Below are 16,827 nucleotides of genomic sequence, written 5' to 3' on the forward strand. Positions count from 1 at the left end.
GACCGGCTACTCGAACGCTTCGTCGAGCAGCCGCAGGTCGAGCGTGCTCCGCACGCGGATCGACTTGCGGCGCAGCCAGACCTTGCGCTCCCCGCCCGCGAACAGGCGTGTCCGCGCCAGCTCCCAGCGCCCGTACTCGGCCTCGTCGGTCAGCATCCGCCGGGCCTCGCCGCGGCTCGTGCTCGGCGGGAGCCGCACCATGCGGTACTCGTACTCACCGCCCTGGGCGGTCCAGCTGCTCTGCACCTGCTCGCTGACGCCCCTGCTCATGAGCGCTCCTTCGTGTGCCGTCCGGTGGCCGACGCCTGACGGTGGATGTCAGGGATGGCCGTCGGTGCCATTGTGCACGAAGCGGCGCTACCGTCAGCGTATGACTGTCGATCCGCGCGCCGCCCTGGACCGCCTCGTAGCCGCCCTCGAGGCTCATTACCACGCGATCTCCTCGCGTCGCGGCGAGGATGATCCCGCCGTCGATGACGCCTACGACGTGCTCGCCGACGCCTTCGAGGTGTACGACGACGCCCTGAGCTCGAGATTCGGGGAGAGCACGCCGTTCGACCTCGCGGACGAGGACGAGGACGACGACGAGGACGACATCGTCGACCTCGACGACGAGGACCGCGTCCCCGACGAGGCCTTCAGCGAGGACGAGTACGACGACGTCCTGGCGGACGACCGGATGGCCGACGAGCCGGTCGGCGACGGCGCGCGCCCCGAGGGTGCGCGGCAGAGCTGAGCCGGACGACCTGGCCCCCTGCCGACCTGGCCCCTGGCGCTAGCGACGCTCGGGGTAGCCGACGTCCGGCGCGCTGATCTCGTCCAGCGCGCGCAGGATCTCGGGCGGCAGCTCGAGCTCGTCCGCGGCGAGCGACCCGCGCAGCTGGGCTGCGGTGCGCGCCCCGACGATCGCGCAGGTCACCTCGGTGCGGGCGCGCAGCCACGCGAGGGCCACCTCGAGCGGTGAGCGACCGAGCCCGTTCGCGGCGGTCGCGACGGCCTCGACGACGGCGAGCGAGGCGGCACCCAGGTAGGGCTCGACGAAACCCGCCAGGTGGGGGGAGGCCGCGCGGGAGTCTGCGGGGATGGTGCGTCGGTACTTGCCCGTGAGCACCCCGCGTCCGAGCGGCGACCACGCGAGCACCCCGATCCCGAGATCCCCGGCCGCGGGCAGGACCTCGCGCTCGATCCCGCGCTGCAGGAGCGAGTACTCGACCTCGACGGCCGCCAGGGTGATCTCGTCGCCGAGCAGCGTCGCGGCGCGGGCCGTCTGCCAGCCGGGGTGGTTGGACAGTCCGACGTAGCGCGCGCGGCCACTCGTCACGGCGTACCGCATGGCCGAGACCGTCTCGGTCAGCGGCGTGCGGGGATCGGGCGTCTGCACGAGCCACAGGTCGACGTGGTCGGTGCGCAGCCGCGCGAGCGAACCGTCGAGCGAGTCGAGCAGCGCGCCGCGGGAGGCGTCGACCACCCCGCCGGTCGCGGTGCGACGCACCCCGCCTTTGGTGCACAGCACCACCTCGTCTCGCGGCACCGTGGTCCCGAGGAGCGAACCGATCAGGGCCTCGGAGGCGCCGTCCGCGTAGGACGCCGCGGTGTCGAGCAGCGTCCCGCCGGCCTCCACGAAGTCACGCAGCTGCTCGGCAGCCTCGTGCTCGTCCGTGTCGCGACTCCAGGTCATCGTGCCAAGCCCGAGGTGGGAGACCCGCAGGCCGGTCCGCCCAAGCTGCCGCTGTTCCATGGCCGTGAACCTACCCGCCCGCGATCGGTGGCCCGGCACCCGCGAACGCTGGGTACTGTTTCGCCCCATGGACGTCGTGGCGAGTGGCATGAGCGCAGGGGTGGCGATCGTCCTCGGACTGGTCCAGGGCCTGACCGAGTTCCTCCCGGTCTCTTCGAGCGCGCACCTGCGCATCGTCGGCGAGCTGCTCGGGGCGGGCGATCCTGGGGCGGCGTTCACGGCGATCACGCAGATCGGGACCGAGTCCGCCGTCGTGCTCTACTTCCGCCGGGACATCGCGCGCATCTGCGTCGCGTGGTGGCGGGCGGTGCGCGGCGCGAACGGCACGGACCGGGCCTCGCGGCTCGGTGCCGGCCACCAGGACGCCCGGATGGGGTGGTACATCGGGCTCGGCAGCCTCCCGATCATCGTGCTCGGGCTCCTGTTCCAGGACACGATCGAGAGCAACTTCCGCAACCTCTACCTCATCGCCTTCACGCTGGCCGCCTTCGGCCTGGTGCTCGGTTGGGCCGACCGCCGGGCGAAGATGACGCGCACGCTCGAGGACCTCTCCCCGCGCCACGCGGTCTACTTCGGGTTCGCGCAGGCGCTCGCGCTCATCCCCGGGGTGTCGCGGTCCGGGGGCACGATCACCGCCGGCCTGCTGATGGGCTACACGCGGGAGGCGGCCGCGCGGTACTCGTTCCTGCTGGCCATCCCCGCCGTGCTGGGCTCGGGCCTGTTCCAGCTCGCCAAGAGCCTGGACAGCTTCGGCACCCCGGGGACGCCGAGCCTCGGCGCGACGCTCATCGCGACGCTGGTGGCGTTCGTCGTCGGCTACGTGGTGATCATCGCTTTCTTGAAGATCGTCTCGACCTACAGCTACAAGCCGTTCGTGATCTACCGGCTGGTGCTCGCCGGGCTGGTCCTGGTGCTGCTCGCGACGGGCGCGCTGCACCCGATGCCGGTCGTCTGACCGACGCCGACCTAGAGCCAGCCGGACCGCTTGAACACGCCGTACAGCACGACGCACGACGCGAGCATCGCCACGATCACCGCGGGGTAGCCGAACGCCCAGCTCAGCTCCGGCATGTGCCGGAAGTTCATGCCGTACACGCTCGCCACCATCGTGGGCACGACGGCGATCGCGGCCCACGCCGAGATCTTGCGGATGTCCTCGTTCTGGCGCAGCGACACCTGCGACCGGTAGGCCGAGAGCATGTCGCCGAGCAGCCGGTCGTGCCCCTCCAGGCGCCGGTCCAGCCGGTCTGCCGACTTCTCGAGGCGGTGCAGCCACGGCTGCGCGCGACCGCTGCCGTTCGCCTCCTCGTCGTCGGCCACGAGCTCGGGCAGCTCGGCGCTGAACGGGACGAGGGCGCGGCGCGCCTCGGCGATCTCCCGCTTGAGGAGGTAGATCCGTTGGACCGGGTCCGGGCCGTCGAGCGCGAACGCGGCCCGCTCGGTGTCGGCGACGGCCTCGCCGAGGGCGATCTCGACCTCGCTCATGGCCGCGACCAGCGTGAGCAGCAGGACGGCGAGCGCCTGGCGGGCGCCGGACTCCGGCGCGAGCTCCGGTGACGTCAACCGATCGAGGGCGGCGTCCTGCGTGCCCGCGTCGCCGTGCTCTGCGGTCAGGATGACGTTGCGGGCGAGCACCATCGTGAGCGTGCCCGTGTGCACGTCGTCGGTCTCCTCGACGTAGCTCAGCGTCGGGCTCGACAGGTACAGGCCCCCGCCGGGAAGGCGCTCGAGGTGCGGGTGCAGGCTGCGCCGTCGCGATCCTCGCTGGTCGGCCCGATCCACCGCGCCCAGCGGGACCCCGAACTGCTCGGCGACGGCGTCGAGCTCCGCGGTGTCCGCGAGCGTGATCCAGACGGCGGCCGGCTCGCGGTCGCTCTGGTGCGCGGCCGCGGCGTCGAGGGTGGTCGGCACCCACGTGCCGTTGCGCTCCATCACGGCACGGCTGGCGGGAGCGCTGCTGGTGGGGTCGTTGCTCGGGGCTGTCTGGGGGCTCACGGCTGCCATTGTGGCGCGCCGAGCCGATCGGAGCGCCGGTTAGGCTCTCGGGGTGCATACCTGGCCTGCCCCGCAGATCCCCGCGATCCCCGGGACGGGGCCGGACGTTCGCGTCCGTGACACCTCGACGGGCGAGCTCGTCGTGGCTGCGGCCGGTCCGACCGCGACGATGTACGTGTGTGGCATCACGCCGTACGACGCGACCCACCTCGGTCATGCCGCGACCTACGTCGCGTTCGACCTGCTGCTGCGGGCCTGGACGGACGCCGGCCACGCGGTCCGGTACGCCTCCAACGTGACGGACGTCGACGACCCGTTGCTCGAGCGTGCCACCGCGACGGGGGTCGACTGGCGTGCGCTCGCCGTCGAGCAGACCGCGCTGTTCGCCGAGGACATGACCGCCCTGGGCGTCGTGCCCCCCGACGTCTTCGTCGGCGCCGTCGAGTCCATCCCCGACGTCGTGCTGGCCGTGGAGCAGATGCTTGCTCGCGGCTCCGCCTACCGCGTGCCGAACGAGCCGGGTGCCGGTGGGGACGACCCCACGCTCGGAGACGTGTACGCCGACCGGTCGGCCGACGCCGCGTTCGGCTCGGTCGCGCGGCTCGACCGCGACGAGATGGTCGCGGTCTTCGCCGAGCGGGGCGGGGACCCGGACCGCGCGGGCAAGCGCGACCCGTTGGACTCGCTGCTGTGGCGGCGCGAGCGGCCGGGGGAGCCTCGCTGGGACGGTGGCGAGCTGGGGACCGGGCGCCCCGGCTGGCACATCGAGTGCGCCGTCATCGCGCGTGGCGGTCTCGGGCTGCCGTTCGACGTCCAGGGCGGCGGCGTCGACCTGCGCTTCCCGCACCACGAGATGAGCACCTCGCACGCCCGCATGCTCGACGGCGGTCTGGGCGCGCGCTTCCACGTGCACGCCGGGATGGTCGGGCTGGACGGCGAGAAGATGAGCAAGTCGCGCGGCAACCTGGTGCTGGTCTCGGTGCTGCGGGCCCAGGGCGTCGATCCGATGGCGATCCGGCTCGCGCTCCTCGCGCACCACTACGCCGGTGACTGGTCGTGGACCGCCAAGGACCTCACCGCGGGCCAGGACCGCCTCGAGCGCTGGCGCAGCGCGGTCTCCGGCAACGGCGGTCCGGACGCGGCCGCCGCGCTCGCCGCGATCCGGGCCGCCCTCGCGGACGATCTCGACGCTCCGGCCGCCCTGGCAGCGATGGACCGGTGGGCGGACGTGGCCCTGGCCGGGGTGCCCGGCGGCTGGGACGTGTCCGACCCGGTCGTCGACGGGGCTCCGGGCGTGATAGCCCGCGCGGTCAACGCGCTGCTCGGGGTCCGGCTCTGACGGCTGGTCAGCCTCCCGTGCCGCGGTCCCGGCGGCGCAGGTAGCGCTCGAACTCGCGCGCGATCGCCTCGCCGCTCGCCTCGGGCAGCTCCGCGGTGTCCTTGGCCTCCTCGAGCTGGCGGACATAGTCCGCGATCTCGGAGTCCTCGGCCGCGAGCTCGTCGACGCCCTGCTGCCACGCGGCCGACTCGTCCGGCAGGTCTCCGAGCGGGACCGGCTCGCCGAGCAGCTCCTCGATCCGTGCGAGCAGCGCGAGCGTGGCCTTGGGGGACGGGGCGTGCGCGACGTAGTGCGGCACGGCCGCCCAGAGCGACAGGGCACGCAGGCCCCGGTCGGCCGCCTCGTGCTGCAGGATCCCGACGATGCCGGTCGGGCCCTCATAGGTGTTCGGCTCGATCCCGAGCACCTCCTGGACGTCGGGGTCCTCGGAGGTGGTCGTCACCGGGATGGGGCGCGTGTGCGGGACATCGGCGAGCAGCGCCCCGAGCGTGATCACCGACCGCACCCCGAGGTTCGTGGCGATGTCGAGCAGCTCGGTGCAGTACCGGCGCCACCGCATCGACGGCTCGATGCCGTGCACGAGCACGACGGTGCGGCCGGTGCGGGGTGTGGTGAGGACGGCCACGTGCGTCGTCGGCCACGTGATCTCGCGTCGACCGTCCGGTCCCTGGGTGACGGTCGGCCGGTTGACCTGGAAGTCGTGGTACTCCTCGGGGTCCAGCTCCTCGACGTCCTCGGCGTCCCAGGCCTCGTCCAGGAGCTCCAGCGCGTGGGTCGCGGCCGAGCCGGCGTCGTTCCAGCCCTCGAACGCGGCAAGCATCACCGGCTCGCGCTCCGGCAGGTCGGGTCCTGGCTCCTGGTCGGTCATCTGCCCACCCTAGGGTGAACGTCCCCCCACGAGGAGGGGAGCCGCGCGGCCAGACCTAGAATTGGCCGGGTGCCCGAGCCCCTCACCGCCACCGGTCCCTTCCCTGCCGCCGTCCTGTGGGACATGGACGGCACCTTGGTCGACACCGAGCCGTACTGGATCGCCGCCGAGAACGAGCTCGTCGAGGCGCACGGCGGGGTGTGGTCGCACGAGGACGCGCTCGGGCTGGTGGGCAACGCCCTGCCCGAGTCGGCGCAGATCCTGCAGGCCCACGGCGTCGACCTCCCGGTCGAGGCCATCCTCGACTTTCTCGTCGCCCGGGTGGCCGAGGCCGTCGCGGTCCGGGTCCCGTGGCAGCCGGGGGCGCTCGCGCTGCTCGTCGAGCTGGCGACGGCCGGCGTGCCGTGCGCGCTCGTGACGATGTCCTACCGTTCGCTCACCACCGCCCTCGTGGCGGCCGCGCCGGCGGGCGTGTTCGGGGCGGTGGTCGCCGGCGACGACATCACGTTCGGCAAACCCCACCCTGAGTCCTACCTGTTGGCTGCGTCCCAGCTCGGCGTCGATGTGCGGGGCTGCGTCGCGATCGAGGACTCGCCGCCCGGCATCGCCTCCGCGCTCGCGGCCGGTGCCCGCACGATCGGGATCGAGGTCATGGTCCCGGTACCGCCGCAGCCCGGGCTGAGCCGGATCGGGTCACTGGCGGACCTCACGCTCGCCGACCTGGTCCGGATCGCGCGCGGTGAGACCGTCGATCGGATCGCAAGCCCGCTTGAGCGTCGAGCCGGCTGATCGGGCCGGGCGTCAGACCTCCGCTGCCTCGGGGCGGACCCCGAGTGCGATCTCGACCGATGTGGACTCGAGCGCCGGCGGCGTGCCGCCGAAGGCCGGGCACAGCGACTGGTGCGCGCACCACGGGCACAGGGCCGACTTGCGGGGCTGCCAGTCGCCCGAGCGTGCGGTGGCCTCGATCCCCGACCAGATCGACCGGATCCGTCGCTCGACCGTCAGGAGCTCGGCCTCCTCGGGCTCGTGCCGCAGGATCTTGGCGTCGCCGAGATACACGAGCTGGAGCATCCGCGGGATCTCGCCGCGGCTGCGCCAGAGCACGAGCGCGTAGAACCGCATCTGGAAGAGCGCCGAGCTCTCGTACCCCGCCCGGGGCGACTTGCCGGTCTTGTAGTCGACCACCCGCATCGCGCCGCCGGGCGCCACGTCGAGGCGGTCGACGATGCCGCGCAGCAGCGGGCCGCCGTCGAGCGTCGTCTCCACGAACAGCTCGCGCTCTTTCGGTTCGAGCCGGTTCGGGTCCTCGAGCGTGAAGTAGGTGGTCAGCAGTGCGCCCGCGGTGACGAGCCACGCGGCCGCGGCGTCGGCGGACCCGAACAGCTCGGCGTACTTCGGCTCGGCGGCGCGCAGCCGGTCCCACTCGCCGGGCAGCAACGCCTTCGCGGCGACCTCGGTGCGATCGCCGGCGGGTGAGTCGAAAAGTCGTTCGAGCACGGCGTGCACGAGCGTCCCGCGCGCTGCGGCCTCGCTCGTCGGCTCGGGGAGCCGGTCGACCACCCGGAAGCGGAACAGGAGCGGGCACTGCACGAAGTCGTTCGCGCGCGAGGGCGACAGCCCGGGTCGGCTGCGGCCGCTGCGGTGGGCGGGCGTCTCCGGGGACGACGGCGCGACCGGCCCCTCCGGGGACGACGGCGCGACGGGATCCTGCAGGGAACCGGACGGGGTAAGGGGCACGTCCCGAGCGTAGGCGCCGCCGCCCACAGGCCGTGCGCACAGCGCACCTGTCTAGGCTGGCGCGGTGAATGCAGCGAACACCCCCGCCCGCCGGCCGAACGGGACCGCCGGCTGGGTGATCGGACGGGCCGCCGGCGCGCCCGTGATCCTGGCGCCGTCCTGGCTCGTCGCCGCGGCCATCCTGACCGTCCTGTTCGCCCCGACGGTCCAGAACCTCGCCCCCGGGATCGGTGGGGTGGCGACGTATCTCGTGGCCCTGACCTTCGTCGTGCTGCTGTTCGTGTCGGTCTTCCTGCACGAGCTCGCGCACGGTTTCATGGCGCGCGCGCGGGGGCTGGAGGTCCGCGAGTTCGCCATCACGCTCTGGGGTGGTCACACGGCCTTCGGCGGTGCCGCGGCGACGCCCGGAGCGAGCGCGTTGATCGCCGTCGTCGGCCCGATCACGAACCTGCTGGTCGGGGTCGTGTGCTGGCTCGTGGCGCAGGCGGCACCCGCGGGCGGCCTGGTCGGGATCATCGCGTACTCCGGCGCCTTCGCGAACGCCTTCGTGGCGATCTTCAACCTCGTGCCCGGGCTCCCGCTCGACGGCGGCCGGGTGCTCGAGGCGCTGGTCTGGCGCGTGTCCGGAGACAGGTTCCGCGGCACGGTGGTCGCCGGCTGGGCCGGGCGGGTCGTGGCCGTCGGCTTCGCCGTCTGGGCGATCGGCTACCCGTTCCTGCGCGGGCAGCAGCCGGACCTCTTCACGATCGGCTGGGCGGCCCTGATCGGGGCGTTCCTGTGGAGCGGAGCGAGCCAGTCCATCCGCGGCGCCCAGTCGCAGCGGGTCCTCGACGCGCTGACGGTCGCCGCCGTCGCCCGACCCGCCGTCGGCGTGGCCTTCACCGCGACGATCGCCCAGGCGGAAGCGGCCGCGGTCGCCGCCGGACTGGGTCAGGTCGTGCTGCTCGCCCCGGACGGCCGGCCCGCCGCCTACGTCGATCCCGAGGCGGCGGCCGCGGTGCCCGGCGAGGCCAGGTCTCGGACCGGCGTGGAGGCCGTCGCCGTCCCGTTGCCCGTGGGCGCCGTGATCGACGGCCGCCTGACCGGTCCGGAGCTGGTCCGTGCGATCGGGCAGGTCAGTCGCTTCACCGCGGCGATGGCCGTCGTGGTGGACGGCGAGGTCACCGGCCTCGTCTTCGCGCGCGACGTCGTGGCCGCGCTGCGCCCGCGCGCCTAGGAGTCGCGGCGCGCCGAGCCCGGCTCGGCCTCTCTTAGACTGGATGACCGTGACCGCTGAAACCTCTGTGACCTCTGATGCCGCTGTGACCTCCGAAGCCCCCGTGATCGCCGACACCCCCCGATCGACGGGTGCCGACATGCGCCGCGGACTCCTGCGCGAGGGCGACAAGGTCCAGCTGACCGATCCCCGCGGGAAGCTGTTCACCATCACGCTGGCGGCCGGGACCCAGTTCCACACGCACCGCGGCTACTTCAGCCACGACGACATCATCGGCCGCCCCGAGGGCTCGGTCGTGCGCAGCACGGCGGGGACCGAGTACCTCGTCCTGCGCCCGCTGCTGAGCGACTACGTCCTGTCGATGCCGCGCGGCGCGCAGGTCGTGTACCCCAAGGACGCCGGTCAGATCGTCGCGATGGCCGACATCTACCCCGGTGCGCGCGTCGTGGAGGCCGGCGTCGGCTCGGGCGCGCTCACGATGTCGCTGCTGCGCGCGGTCGGGGACGGCGGCTCGCTGCACTCGATCGAGCGTCGGGAAGACTTCGCGGCGATCGCGCGGGGCAACGTCGAAGGCCAGTTCGGCGGCCCGCACCCGGCGTGGGAGCTCTCGGTCGGCGACCTGTCCGACGTCCTGCCGCTCGTCGCTGCGCCCGGGTCCGTCGACCGGGTCGTGCTGGACATGCTGGCCCCGTGGGAGAACCTCGAGGCGGTCGCCACGGCGCTCGCCCCCGGCGGTGTCCTCATCGTCTACGTCGCCACCACGACGCAGCTCTCCCGGGTCGCCGAGGACCTGCGCCTCGACGGCCGGTTCACCGAGCCGGAGGCCTGGGAGTCGATGGTGCGCGGCTGGCACCTCGAGGGTCTCGCCGTACGCCCCGAGCACCGCATGATCGGCCACACCGGGTTCCTGCTCACCACGCGCCGGATGGCCGACGGCGTCGAGGCCCCCACCCGGCGTCGTCGTCCCGCCAAGGGCAACTACCCCGAGGACGGGCACGTGGACGCCCCGGTGCTCGGGGAATGGACCGCGGAAGACCTCGGCGAGCGGCCGATCTCGGCCAAGAAGGTCCGGCGCGTGCGGCGCGACGTCGGCCAGGCACCGGCTGTCGATCCGTCTGGTGATTGACATGCGCGGTTAGGGTCGATGTAAGAGAATTCAGGACCTCGACGAGAAGGGGGCCCATGATGACCGAGACACCCGGCTACTCCCAGCAGCGTGACCTGGAGCGGCAGTTCGCCGCGCTGGCCGCGAAGAACGAGCGCCTGACCGACGCGCTCGTGGCTGCGCGCGACCAGATCATCGATCTCAAGTCTCAGCTGGACGAGCTGGCCAAGCCGCCCGGCACGTACGCCTTCTTCCTCGCGGCGCGGGCCGACGGCACGGTGGACATCATGTCGGCCGGCCGCAAGATGCACGTCGCCGCGAGCCCGTCGCTCGACCTGACGCACATCCGCCCGGGGCAGGAGGTCATGCTCAACGAGGCGCTCACCGTCGTCGAGGTCGGCGGCTACGAGCCGATCGGCGAGCTCGTGACCGTCAAGGAGATGCTCGACGGCGACCGGGCCCTCGTGGTCGGGCGGTCCGACGAGGAGCGGGTGGTCCGGCTCGCCGGTCAGCTGCTCGCGCAGAACGTCCGCGTCGGGGATGCCCTGACCATCGACCCGCGCAGCGGCTTCGTGTTCGAGAAGATCCCGCGGTCCGAGGTCGAGGAGCTGATCCTCGAAGAGGTCCCGGACATCCAGTACTCCGACATCGGCGGGCTCGGGCCGCAGATCGAGCAGATCCGCGACGCCGTCGAGCTGCCGTTCCTGCACCCCGAGCTGTTCCGGGAGCACGGGCTCAAGCCGCCCAAGGGCGTGCTGCTGTACGGCCCGCCCGGGTGCGGCAAGACGCTGATCGCCAAGGCGGTGGCGCACTCGCTCGCCGCGACGGCAGCCACCGCGCGGGGCGAGGAGCCCGGGTCGGCGAAGAGCTACTTCCTCAACGTCAAGGGCCCCGAGCTGCTCAACAAGTACGTCGGGGAGACCGAGCGGCACATCCGGCTGATCTTCGCCCGGGCCCGCGAGAAGGCCTCCGAGGGTTCGCCCGTCGTGGTGTTCTTCGACGAGATGGAGTCGCTGTTCCGCACCCGCGGCACGGGCATCTCGAGCGATGTCGAGACGACCATCGTGCCGCAGCTGCTCTCCGAGATCGACGGCGTGGAACGGCTCGACAACGTCATCGTGATCGGTGCCTCGAACCGCGAGGACATGATCGACCCCGCGATCCTGCGCCCCGGCCGGCTGGACGTGAAGATCAAGATCGAACGGCCCGACGCGGAGGGCGCGCGCGAGATCTTCGCGAAGTACCTCACGGCCGACCTGCCGATCCACGCCGATGATCTGGCCGAGCACGACGACGACCGCGCCGCGGTGATCGACGCCATGATCTCGCGGGTCGTCGAGCGGATGTACTCGGAGGGCGAGGAGAACCGCTTCCTCGAGGTCACGTACGCGTCCGGCGACAAAGAGGTCCTGTTCTTCAAGGACTTCAACTCCGGGGCGATGATCCAGAACGTGGTGGACCGGGCCAAGAAGTCCGCCATCAAGGACCTGCTGGCGTCCGGCCAGCGCGGGCTGCGCGTCGACCACCTCCTCGCGGCGTGTGTCGACGAGTTCAAGGAGAACGAGGACCTGCCCAACACGACCAACCCCGACGACTGGGCGCGGATCTCGGGCAAGAAGGGTGAGCGGATCGTCTTCATCCGCACCATCGTCACGAGCAAGAAGGGTTCCGAGTCGCCGCGCACGATCGAGACCGTCACGAGTACGGGCCAGTACCTCTGACCGTCCCGAACTAGGGTGGCGGCGTGACTGTGCGCCGTGTGATGGGTATCGAGACCGAGTACGGCATCCTGCAGCCCGGGCGGCCAATGGCGAACCCGATGCTGCTCTCGTCGTACGTCGTCGCCGCCCACGTGCCCGCGCTCGAGGGGTCGCGCCTGCGTGCGAAGTGGGACTACGACGACGAGGACCCGCTGCACGACGCCCGCGGCTTCCGGCTCCAGCGCGCATCGGCCCAGCCCTCGATGCTGACGGACGACCCGGCCCGGCCCGCGCCGTCGGGCGACGTTGCGCCGGTGTCATCGGGCGACGTTGCGCCGGTGTCATCGGGCGACGTCGCGCAAGTGCCGGGCTCTGCCGAGCCCCTGCAGGAGCTCGCCCGACCCCTCGTGGACGAGTACGACGACCCGGGCGCGGCGAACGTGATCCTCACGAACGGTGCGCGGCTGTACGTCGACCACGCGCACCCGGAGTACTCCTCGCCGGAGGTCACCGGCCCCCTCGACGGCGTGCGCTGGGACCGGGCCGGCGAGCTCGTCATGCTCGCCTCGGTGCGTGCGCTCGCGCAGAACCCCGGGCTGCCCGACATCGCGCTGTACAAGAACAACGTCGACGGCAAGGGCTCGACGTACGGGACGCACGAGAACTATCTCGTCGAACGCGACGTCCCGTTCGCCGACCTCGCCCGACGGCTGATCCCCTTCTTCGTGACCCGGCAGGTGTTCACCGGCGCCGGGCGGGTGGGGATCGGTCAGCGGGGCGAGACCGCGGGGTTCCAGCTCTCGCAGCGGGCGGACTACATCGAGGCCGAGATCGGGTTGGAGACCACCCTGCGGCGCCCCATCGTGAACACCCGGGACGAGCCGCACGCGGACCCGGAGCGCTGGCGCCGGCTGCATGTGATCCTCGGCGACGCGAACCTGCTCCAGACCGCGACCTATCTCAAGCTCGGCACGACCTCGCTCGTGCTGTGGCTCATCGAGCAGGGCTCACGGGGAGGACTGGCGGTCGCGGCGCTCGCCGCGATCGACCGGTTGACGCTCAAGGACCCCGTGGGCTCGGTGCACGCCGTCAGCCACGACCTCACCCTGACGGTCCGGCTCGACCTCGCCGACGGTCGGCGGTTGACCGCGCTCGAGATCCAGGCCGAGTACCTGGCGGCGGTCCGCAGCGTGCTCGCCGCCGCGCCCGGCGCGGTGCCCGACGCGGTGCCCGACGCCGTGCCCGACGCGGAGACGGCGGACGTCCTGGCGCGGTGGGGCTCGCTGCTCGATCGGCTCGGGACCGATCCGGCGAGCTGTGCGCGGGAGGTGGAGTGGCTCGCCAAGCTGCGCGTGCTCGAGGGGCTGCGCCGCCGGGACCACCTGGCGTGGGACCACCCGAGGCTCGCCGCCGTGGACCTGCAGTGGTCAGACGTGCGGCCCGAGCGCGGGCTGTACCAGCGGCTGCTCGAGGCGGGCGCGGTGGAACAGCTCGTCGACGACGCGTCGGCCGAGCGTGCCGCGGTGCGCCCGCCCGAGGACACGCGCGCCTACTTCCGGGGTGAGGCGCTCGCGCGGTACGCGGGCCACATCTCCGCCGCGAGCTGGGACTCGATCGTCTTCGACGTGCCGGGCGCACCGACGCTGCAGCGGGTGCCGATGCGCGACCCGCTACGGGGGACCCGGGATCACGTCGGCGCGCTGCTGGAGCGCAGCCCCGACGCGCGCAGCCTGCTGGCGGCGCTCGCCGGCTCTTGATCCTTTCCGTAGGCGGGGAAGCGTTCCGCGTCGGGCGAAATGTCCGAAACTTCCCCCACCGTCGCGCCTCCGGCGGAGCAAAGGTGTGCCAAGGTCTGTCTGTCGGAGTCAGGGCCTAGGGTGGAACTGGCATCTGTTGACGAGGCCGAGGAGGCACCATGGCTGGTCAGGAACACGAGCAGGCACACCGGCACGACGACGAGGACGCGCCGGAGCCGCCCGCTCCCGCCGCCCCTGCGGCCCAGGCCCGGGACGCCGAGGTCGACTCGTTGCTCGAGGAGATCGACGGGGTGCTCGAGGCCAACGCCGAGCAGTTCGTGCGGGGATTCGTGCAAAAGGGCGGTCAGTGACGCGCCGATGAGCACCGATCCGTACGGCCGGTTGCCCCGCGCGTTCACCACGCCCGGATCGTCGTCGTTCGTCGATTTCCTCACGGCCCACGCCCCGGACCTGCTACCGAGCGGGCGACCGCTGCCGGCAGGCGCGGTACCCGTCGCGCCGCACGCGACGACGATCGTCGCGCTCGCGTGCACCGGTGGGGTCGTCATGGCGGGCGACCGCCGGGCGACCGCCGGCTCGATGATCGCCAACCGGGAGATCGAGAAGGTCTTCGCGGCAGACGAGTTCTCCGCCGTGGGGATCGCCGGGGTGGCCGGCCTCGCCGTCGAGATGGTGCGGCTGTTCCAGCTCGAGCTCGAGCACTACGAGAAGATCGAGGGTGCGCTGCTCTCGCTCGACGGCAAGGCGAACCGGCTCGCGACGATGATCCGCAGCAACCTCGGGCTCGCGATGCAGGGGCTCGCGGTCGTGCCGCTCTTCGCCGGCTTCGACCTGGACCGGGGCGTCGGACGGATCTTCTCGTTCGACGTCACGGGGGGCCGCTACGAGGAGCACGAGCACCACAGCGTCGGGTCGGGCTCGGTCTTTGCGCGCGGGTCGCTCAAGAAGCGGTGGCAGCCCGACCTGGACCCCGACGGCGCCGTCCGGGTCGCGATCGAGGCCCTGGTCGACGCGGCCGACGACGACTCGGCGACCGGCGGCCCCGACCTCGTGCGCCGGATCTGGCCGGTCGTGGCGACCGTGACCGCGGCGGGCTATCAGCGCGTGAGCGATCAGGCGCTCGGCGAGATCGTGGAGTCGCTCGCAGCGCAACGGCGCGTCGAGCACGAGCGGGGCCGGTCCACCGACGCAGGGGGTGCGCGATGAGCATGCCGTTCTACGTCTCGCCCGAGCAGCTGATGAAGGACCGCGCCGACTATGCCCGCAAGGGCATTGCCCGTGGCCGCTCCGTCGTCGTGCTCGGCTTCGATCAGGGCATCGCCTTCGCGACCGAGAACCCGTCGCGCTCGCTGCACAAGATCTCCGAGATCTACGACCGGATCGGGTTCGCCGCGGTCGGCAAGTACAACGAGTTCGAGAACCTCCGGGTCGCCGGTGTGCGGTACGCAGACCTGCGCGGGTACTCCTACGACCGCGCGGACGTCAATGCCCGCGGGTTGGCGAACGCCTACGCCCAGACGCTCGGCACCGTGTTCACGACCGAGTCCAAGCCTCTCGAGGTCGAGCTCGTCGTCGCGGAGGTGGGTGACGACGAGTCCAGCGACCAGATCTACCGGCTCTCCTACGACGGCTCCGTGGCCGACGAGAGCGGCTACGTCGCGATGGGCGGGCACGCCGACCAGCTCGATGCGCGGCTCGCCGAGGAGTGGCGCGCAGGCCTCAGTCTCGGCGAGGTGCTGGGGCTGGCGGTCCGGACGCTCGGGGCGCAGGCTGAGGGGGAGCCGCGCGCCATCCCGGCCAACCAGCTCGAGGTGGCGGTCCTGGACCGCACCAAGCCTCGGCGCGCGTTCCGTCGCCTGACGGGCGCGGTGCTCGAAGACCTGCTCGGAGACACGCCGTCATAGGCGGGAGGGGCGAGGCGATGGACCGGCGGATCTTCGGTCTTGAGACCGAGTACGGCGTGACCTGTGCGGCCGACGACGGCCGCGGGCTGTCTGCGGACGAGGTCGCGCGGTACCTGTTCCGAAAGGTCGTGGCGTGGGGCAGGTCCTCCAACGTCTTCCTGCGCAACGGCTCGCGGCTCTACCTCGACGTGGGCTCGCACCCGGAGTACGCGACCGCCGAGTGCGACGACGTCCGTCAGCTCGTGGCGCACGACCGTGGGGGGGAGCGGATCCTCGAGGGGCTCGTCGCCGATGCGCAGCAACGGCTCGCGCACGAGGGGCTGCCCGGCCGGATCCACCTGTTCAAGAACAACACCGACTCGGCGGGCAACTCCTACGGCTGCCACGAGAACTACCTCGTGCGCAGGCAGGGGGACTTCACGCACCTGTCGGACGTGCTGGTTCCCTTCCTGATCAGCAGGCAGGTGCTCACCGGCGCCGGCAAGGTGCTCCCGACCCCGCGGGGCGCGACCTACTGCCTGTCGCAGCGGGCCGACCACATCTGGGAGGCGGTCTCGAGCGCGACGACGCGGTCGCGGCCCATCATCAACACGCGGGACGAGCCGCACGCCGACGCCGAGCACTACCGCCGGCTCCACGTGATCGTGGGGGACTCGTCGATGTCCGAGACGACCACGCTGCTCAAGGTCGGCGCGACCGACCTCATCCTGCGCATGGTCGAGGCCGGTGTGCCGCTGCGGGACATGGCGCTCGAGAACCCGATCCGCGCGATCCGTGAGATCAGCCACGACATGACCGGCAAGCACGTCGTGCAGCTCGCGAACGGCCGCACCGCGACCGCGATCGAGATGCAGGAGGAGTACCTGGCCCGCGCCAAAGAGTTCCTCGCCGCCAACCTCGACCCGACACCCGCGGTCAAGCAGGTGGTCGACCTGTGGGAGCGGGGTCTCGGGGCGCTGCGCACCGGCGACCTGTCCCTTGTCGACCGCGAGCTCGACTGGGTGATCAAGTGGCGGATCATCTCGCGCTACCAGGAGAAGCACGGGCTCGACCTGGCCGACCCGCGCATCGCGCGGCTCGACCTCGCGTACCACGACATCTCGCGCACGGACGGCCTGTACAACCTCCTCGCGGCGCGGGGAATGGTCGAGCGCGTGACCACCGATCTCGAGGTGTTCGAGGCCACGGCCGTGCCGCCGCAGACGACGCGAGCCAAGCTGCGCGGGGACTTCGTCCGGCGCGCGCAGGAGGCGCGCCGGGACTACACGGTCGACTGGGTGCACCTCAAGCTCAACGACCAGGCCCAGCGGACCGTCCTGTGCAAGGACCCGTTCCGCAGCGTCGACGAGCGGGTGGAGCGCCTGATCGAGTCGATGTGACGTGAGCGGCAGGGAGAGCTCGTGGCGAACTGACGCCGGGGGGCGAACCGTTACAGTGAGCCGCTGAATCCCTCGACGAAAGGTAT

The 16,827-nt window shown here is 72.1% G+C and carries 17 protein-coding genes; 12 read left to right on the forward strand and 5 right to left on the reverse strand.

All coding sequences use genetic code 11. The features are described from left to right. Positions 1 to 6: 6 nt before the first annotated feature. Complete coding sequence (locus VTA80_RS18540) at positions 7 to 270, reverse strand: DUF5703 family protein (RefSeq protein ID WP_407342551.1); 264 nt, start codon at positions 268 to 270, stop codon at positions 7 to 9. 100 nt (positions 271 to 370) lie between these two features. Between VTA80_RS18540 and VTA80_RS18545 the strand changes: the two genes are divergently transcribed. Next, positions 371 to 736, forward strand: coding sequence for a primosomal protein (locus tag VTA80_RS18545; RefSeq protein WP_407342552.1), 366 nt, complete (start codon positions 371 to 373; stop codon positions 734 to 736). A 39-nt stretch (positions 737 to 775) separates the two neighbouring features. Here the strand turns inward: VTA80_RS18545 and VTA80_RS18550 are convergent, their stop codons facing one another. Further along, positions 776 to 1,738 carry an aldo/keto reductase gene (locus VTA80_RS18550; protein ID WP_407342553.1) on the reverse strand — a complete coding sequence of 321 codons (963 nt, stop codon included), beginning with the start codon at positions 1,736 to 1,738 and terminating at the stop codon, positions 776 to 778. A gap of 88 nt (positions 1,739 to 1,826) precedes the next feature. Between VTA80_RS18550 and VTA80_RS18555 the strand changes: the two genes are divergently transcribed. Further along, positions 1,827 to 2,693 (forward strand): undecaprenyl-diphosphate phosphatase, encoded by an 867-nt coding sequence (locus VTA80_RS18555; protein ID WP_407342554.1) that lies wholly within the window; start codon positions 1,827 to 1,829, stop codon positions 2,691 to 2,693. Positions 2,694 to 2,704: 11 nt separating this feature from the next. Here the strand turns inward: VTA80_RS18555 and VTA80_RS18560 are convergent, their stop codons facing one another. Next, a complete protein-coding gene (locus VTA80_RS18560) occupies positions 2,705 to 3,733 on the reverse strand; it encodes a magnesium and cobalt transport protein CorA (protein ID WP_407342555.1) in 1,029 nt (342 codons plus the stop codon). A gap of 52 nt (positions 3,734 to 3,785) precedes the next feature. Between VTA80_RS18560 and mshC the strand changes: the two genes are divergently transcribed. Continuing rightward, the gene (gene mshC, locus VTA80_RS18565) at positions 3,786 to 5,072 is read left to right on the forward strand and encodes a cysteine--1-D-myo-inosityl 2-amino-2-deoxy-alpha-D-glucopyranoside ligase (RefSeq protein ID WP_407342556.1); all 1,287 of its coding nucleotides are present in this window, start codon (positions 3,786 to 3,788) and stop codon (positions 5,070 to 5,072) included. A 7-nt stretch (positions 5,073 to 5,079) separates the two neighbouring features. Here the strand turns inward: mshC and VTA80_RS18570 are convergent, their stop codons facing one another. Continuing rightward, complete coding sequence (locus VTA80_RS18570; protein WP_407342557.1) at positions 5,080 to 5,940, reverse strand: PAC2 family protein; 861 nt, start codon at positions 5,938 to 5,940, stop codon at positions 5,080 to 5,082. Positions 5,941 to 6,009: 69 nt separating this feature from the next. Between VTA80_RS18570 and VTA80_RS18575 the strand changes: the two genes are divergently transcribed. Next, the gene (locus tag VTA80_RS18575; RefSeq protein ID WP_407342558.1) at positions 6,010 to 6,729 is read left to right on the forward strand and encodes an HAD family hydrolase; all 720 of its coding nucleotides are present in this window, start codon (positions 6,010 to 6,012) and stop codon (positions 6,727 to 6,729) included. A 12-nt stretch (positions 6,730 to 6,741) separates the two neighbouring features. Here the strand turns inward: VTA80_RS18575 and VTA80_RS18580 are convergent, their stop codons facing one another. Next, on the reverse strand, positions 6,742 to 7,560 hold the full coding sequence (locus VTA80_RS18580; protein ID WP_407345816.1) for a RecB family exonuclease: 819 nt from the start codon (positions 7,558 to 7,560) through the stop codon (positions 6,742 to 6,744). A gap of 184 nt (positions 7,561 to 7,744) precedes the next feature. Here VTA80_RS18580 and VTA80_RS18585 point away from each other — a divergent pair, with 184 nt between their 5' ends. From VTA80_RS18585 to pafA, 8 genes are all read left to right on the forward strand, one after another. After that, positions 7,745 to 8,896, forward strand: a complete 1,152-nt coding sequence (locus VTA80_RS18585) for a site-2 protease family protein (RefSeq protein WP_407342559.1) — start codon at positions 7,745 to 7,747, stop codon at positions 8,894 to 8,896. Between the two features lie 43 nt (positions 8,897 to 8,939). Then, a complete protein-coding gene (locus tag VTA80_RS18590) occupies positions 8,940 to 10,022 on the forward strand; it encodes a tRNA (adenine-N1)-methyltransferase (protein ID WP_407342560.1) in 1,083 nt (360 codons plus the stop codon). A 59-nt stretch (positions 10,023 to 10,081) separates the two neighbouring features. Next, positions 10,082 to 11,722 carry a proteasome ATPase gene (arc, locus tag VTA80_RS18595; RefSeq protein ID WP_407342561.1) on the forward strand — a complete coding sequence of 547 codons (1,641 nt, stop codon included), beginning with the start codon at positions 10,082 to 10,084 and terminating at the stop codon, positions 11,720 to 11,722. A 23-nt stretch (positions 11,723 to 11,745) separates the two neighbouring features. Then, on the forward strand, positions 11,746 to 13,458 hold the full coding sequence (dop, locus tag VTA80_RS18600; protein ID WP_407342562.1) for a depupylase/deamidase Dop: 1,713 nt from the start codon (positions 11,746 to 11,748) through the stop codon (positions 13,456 to 13,458). A gap of 158 nt (positions 13,459 to 13,616) precedes the next feature. Continuing rightward, positions 13,617 to 13,808 (forward strand): ubiquitin-like protein Pup, encoded by a 192-nt coding sequence (locus VTA80_RS18605; protein WP_407342563.1) that lies wholly within the window; start codon positions 13,617 to 13,619, stop codon positions 13,806 to 13,808. Positions 13,809 to 13,815: 7 nt separating this feature from the next. After that, complete coding sequence (gene prcB, locus VTA80_RS18610) at positions 13,816 to 14,664, forward strand: proteasome subunit beta (protein WP_407342564.1); 849 nt, start codon at positions 13,816 to 13,818, stop codon at positions 14,662 to 14,664. Beyond that, positions 14,661 to 15,362 (forward strand): proteasome subunit alpha, encoded by a 702-nt coding sequence (gene prcA / locus VTA80_RS18615; RefSeq protein WP_407342565.1) that lies wholly within the window; start codon positions 14,661 to 14,663, stop codon positions 15,360 to 15,362. Before prcB ends, prcA begins: the two co-directional genes overlap by 4 nt. A gap of 17 nt (positions 15,363 to 15,379) precedes the next feature. Beyond that, complete coding sequence (pafA, locus tag VTA80_RS18620; protein ID WP_407342566.1) at positions 15,380 to 16,741, forward strand: Pup--protein ligase; 1,362 nt, start codon at positions 15,380 to 15,382, stop codon at positions 16,739 to 16,741. The last annotated feature ends 86 nt before the right edge of the window (positions 16,742 to 16,827 follow it).

This window comes from Pengzhenrongella phosphoraccumulans (assembly GCF_045689905.1).
In the GTDB taxonomy this organism is placed as follows: Bacteria; Actinomycetota; Actinomycetes; order Actinomycetales; family Cellulomonadaceae; genus Pengzhenrongella; species Pengzhenrongella phosphoraccumulans.

Coding starts and splice junctions, on each gene's coding strand:
- VTA80_RS18540 (WP_407342551.1), bottom strand. CDS start 270: ATGAGCAGGGGCGTCAGCGAGCAGGTGCAGAGCAGCTGGACCGCCCAG.
- VTA80_RS18545 (WP_407342552.1), top strand. CDS start 371: ATGACTGTCGATCCGCGCGCCGCCCTGGACCGCCTCGTAGCCGCCCTC.
- VTA80_RS18550 (WP_407342553.1), bottom strand. CDS start 1,738: ATGGAACAGCGGCAGCTTGGGCGGACCGGCCTGCGGGTCTCCCACCTC.
- VTA80_RS18555 (WP_407342554.1), top strand. CDS start 1,827: ATGAGCGCAGGGGTGGCGATCGTCCTCGGACTGGTCCAGGGCCTGACC.
- VTA80_RS18570 (WP_407342557.1), bottom strand. CDS start 5,940: ATGACCGACCAGGAGCCAGGACCCGACCTGCCGGAGCGCGAGCCGGTG.
- VTA80_RS18590 (WP_407342560.1), top strand. CDS start 8,940: ATGACCGTGACCGCTGAAACCTCTGTGACCTCTGATGCCGCTGTGACC.
- arc (WP_407342561.1), top strand. CDS start 10,082: ATGACCGAGACACCCGGCTACTCCCAGCAGCGTGACCTGGAGCGGCAG.
- VTA80_RS18605 (WP_407342563.1), top strand. CDS start 13,617: ATGGCTGGTCAGGAACACGAGCAGGCACACCGGCACGACGACGAGGAC.
- prcB (WP_407342564.1), top strand. CDS start 13,816: ATGAGCACCGATCCGTACGGCCGGTTGCCCCGCGCGTTCACCACGCCC.
- prcA (WP_407342565.1), top strand. CDS start 14,661: ATGAGCATGCCGTTCTACGTCTCGCCCGAGCAGCTGATGAAGGACCGC.
- pafA (WP_407342566.1), top strand. CDS start 15,380: ATGGACCGGCGGATCTTCGGTCTTGAGACCGAGTACGGCGTGACCTGT.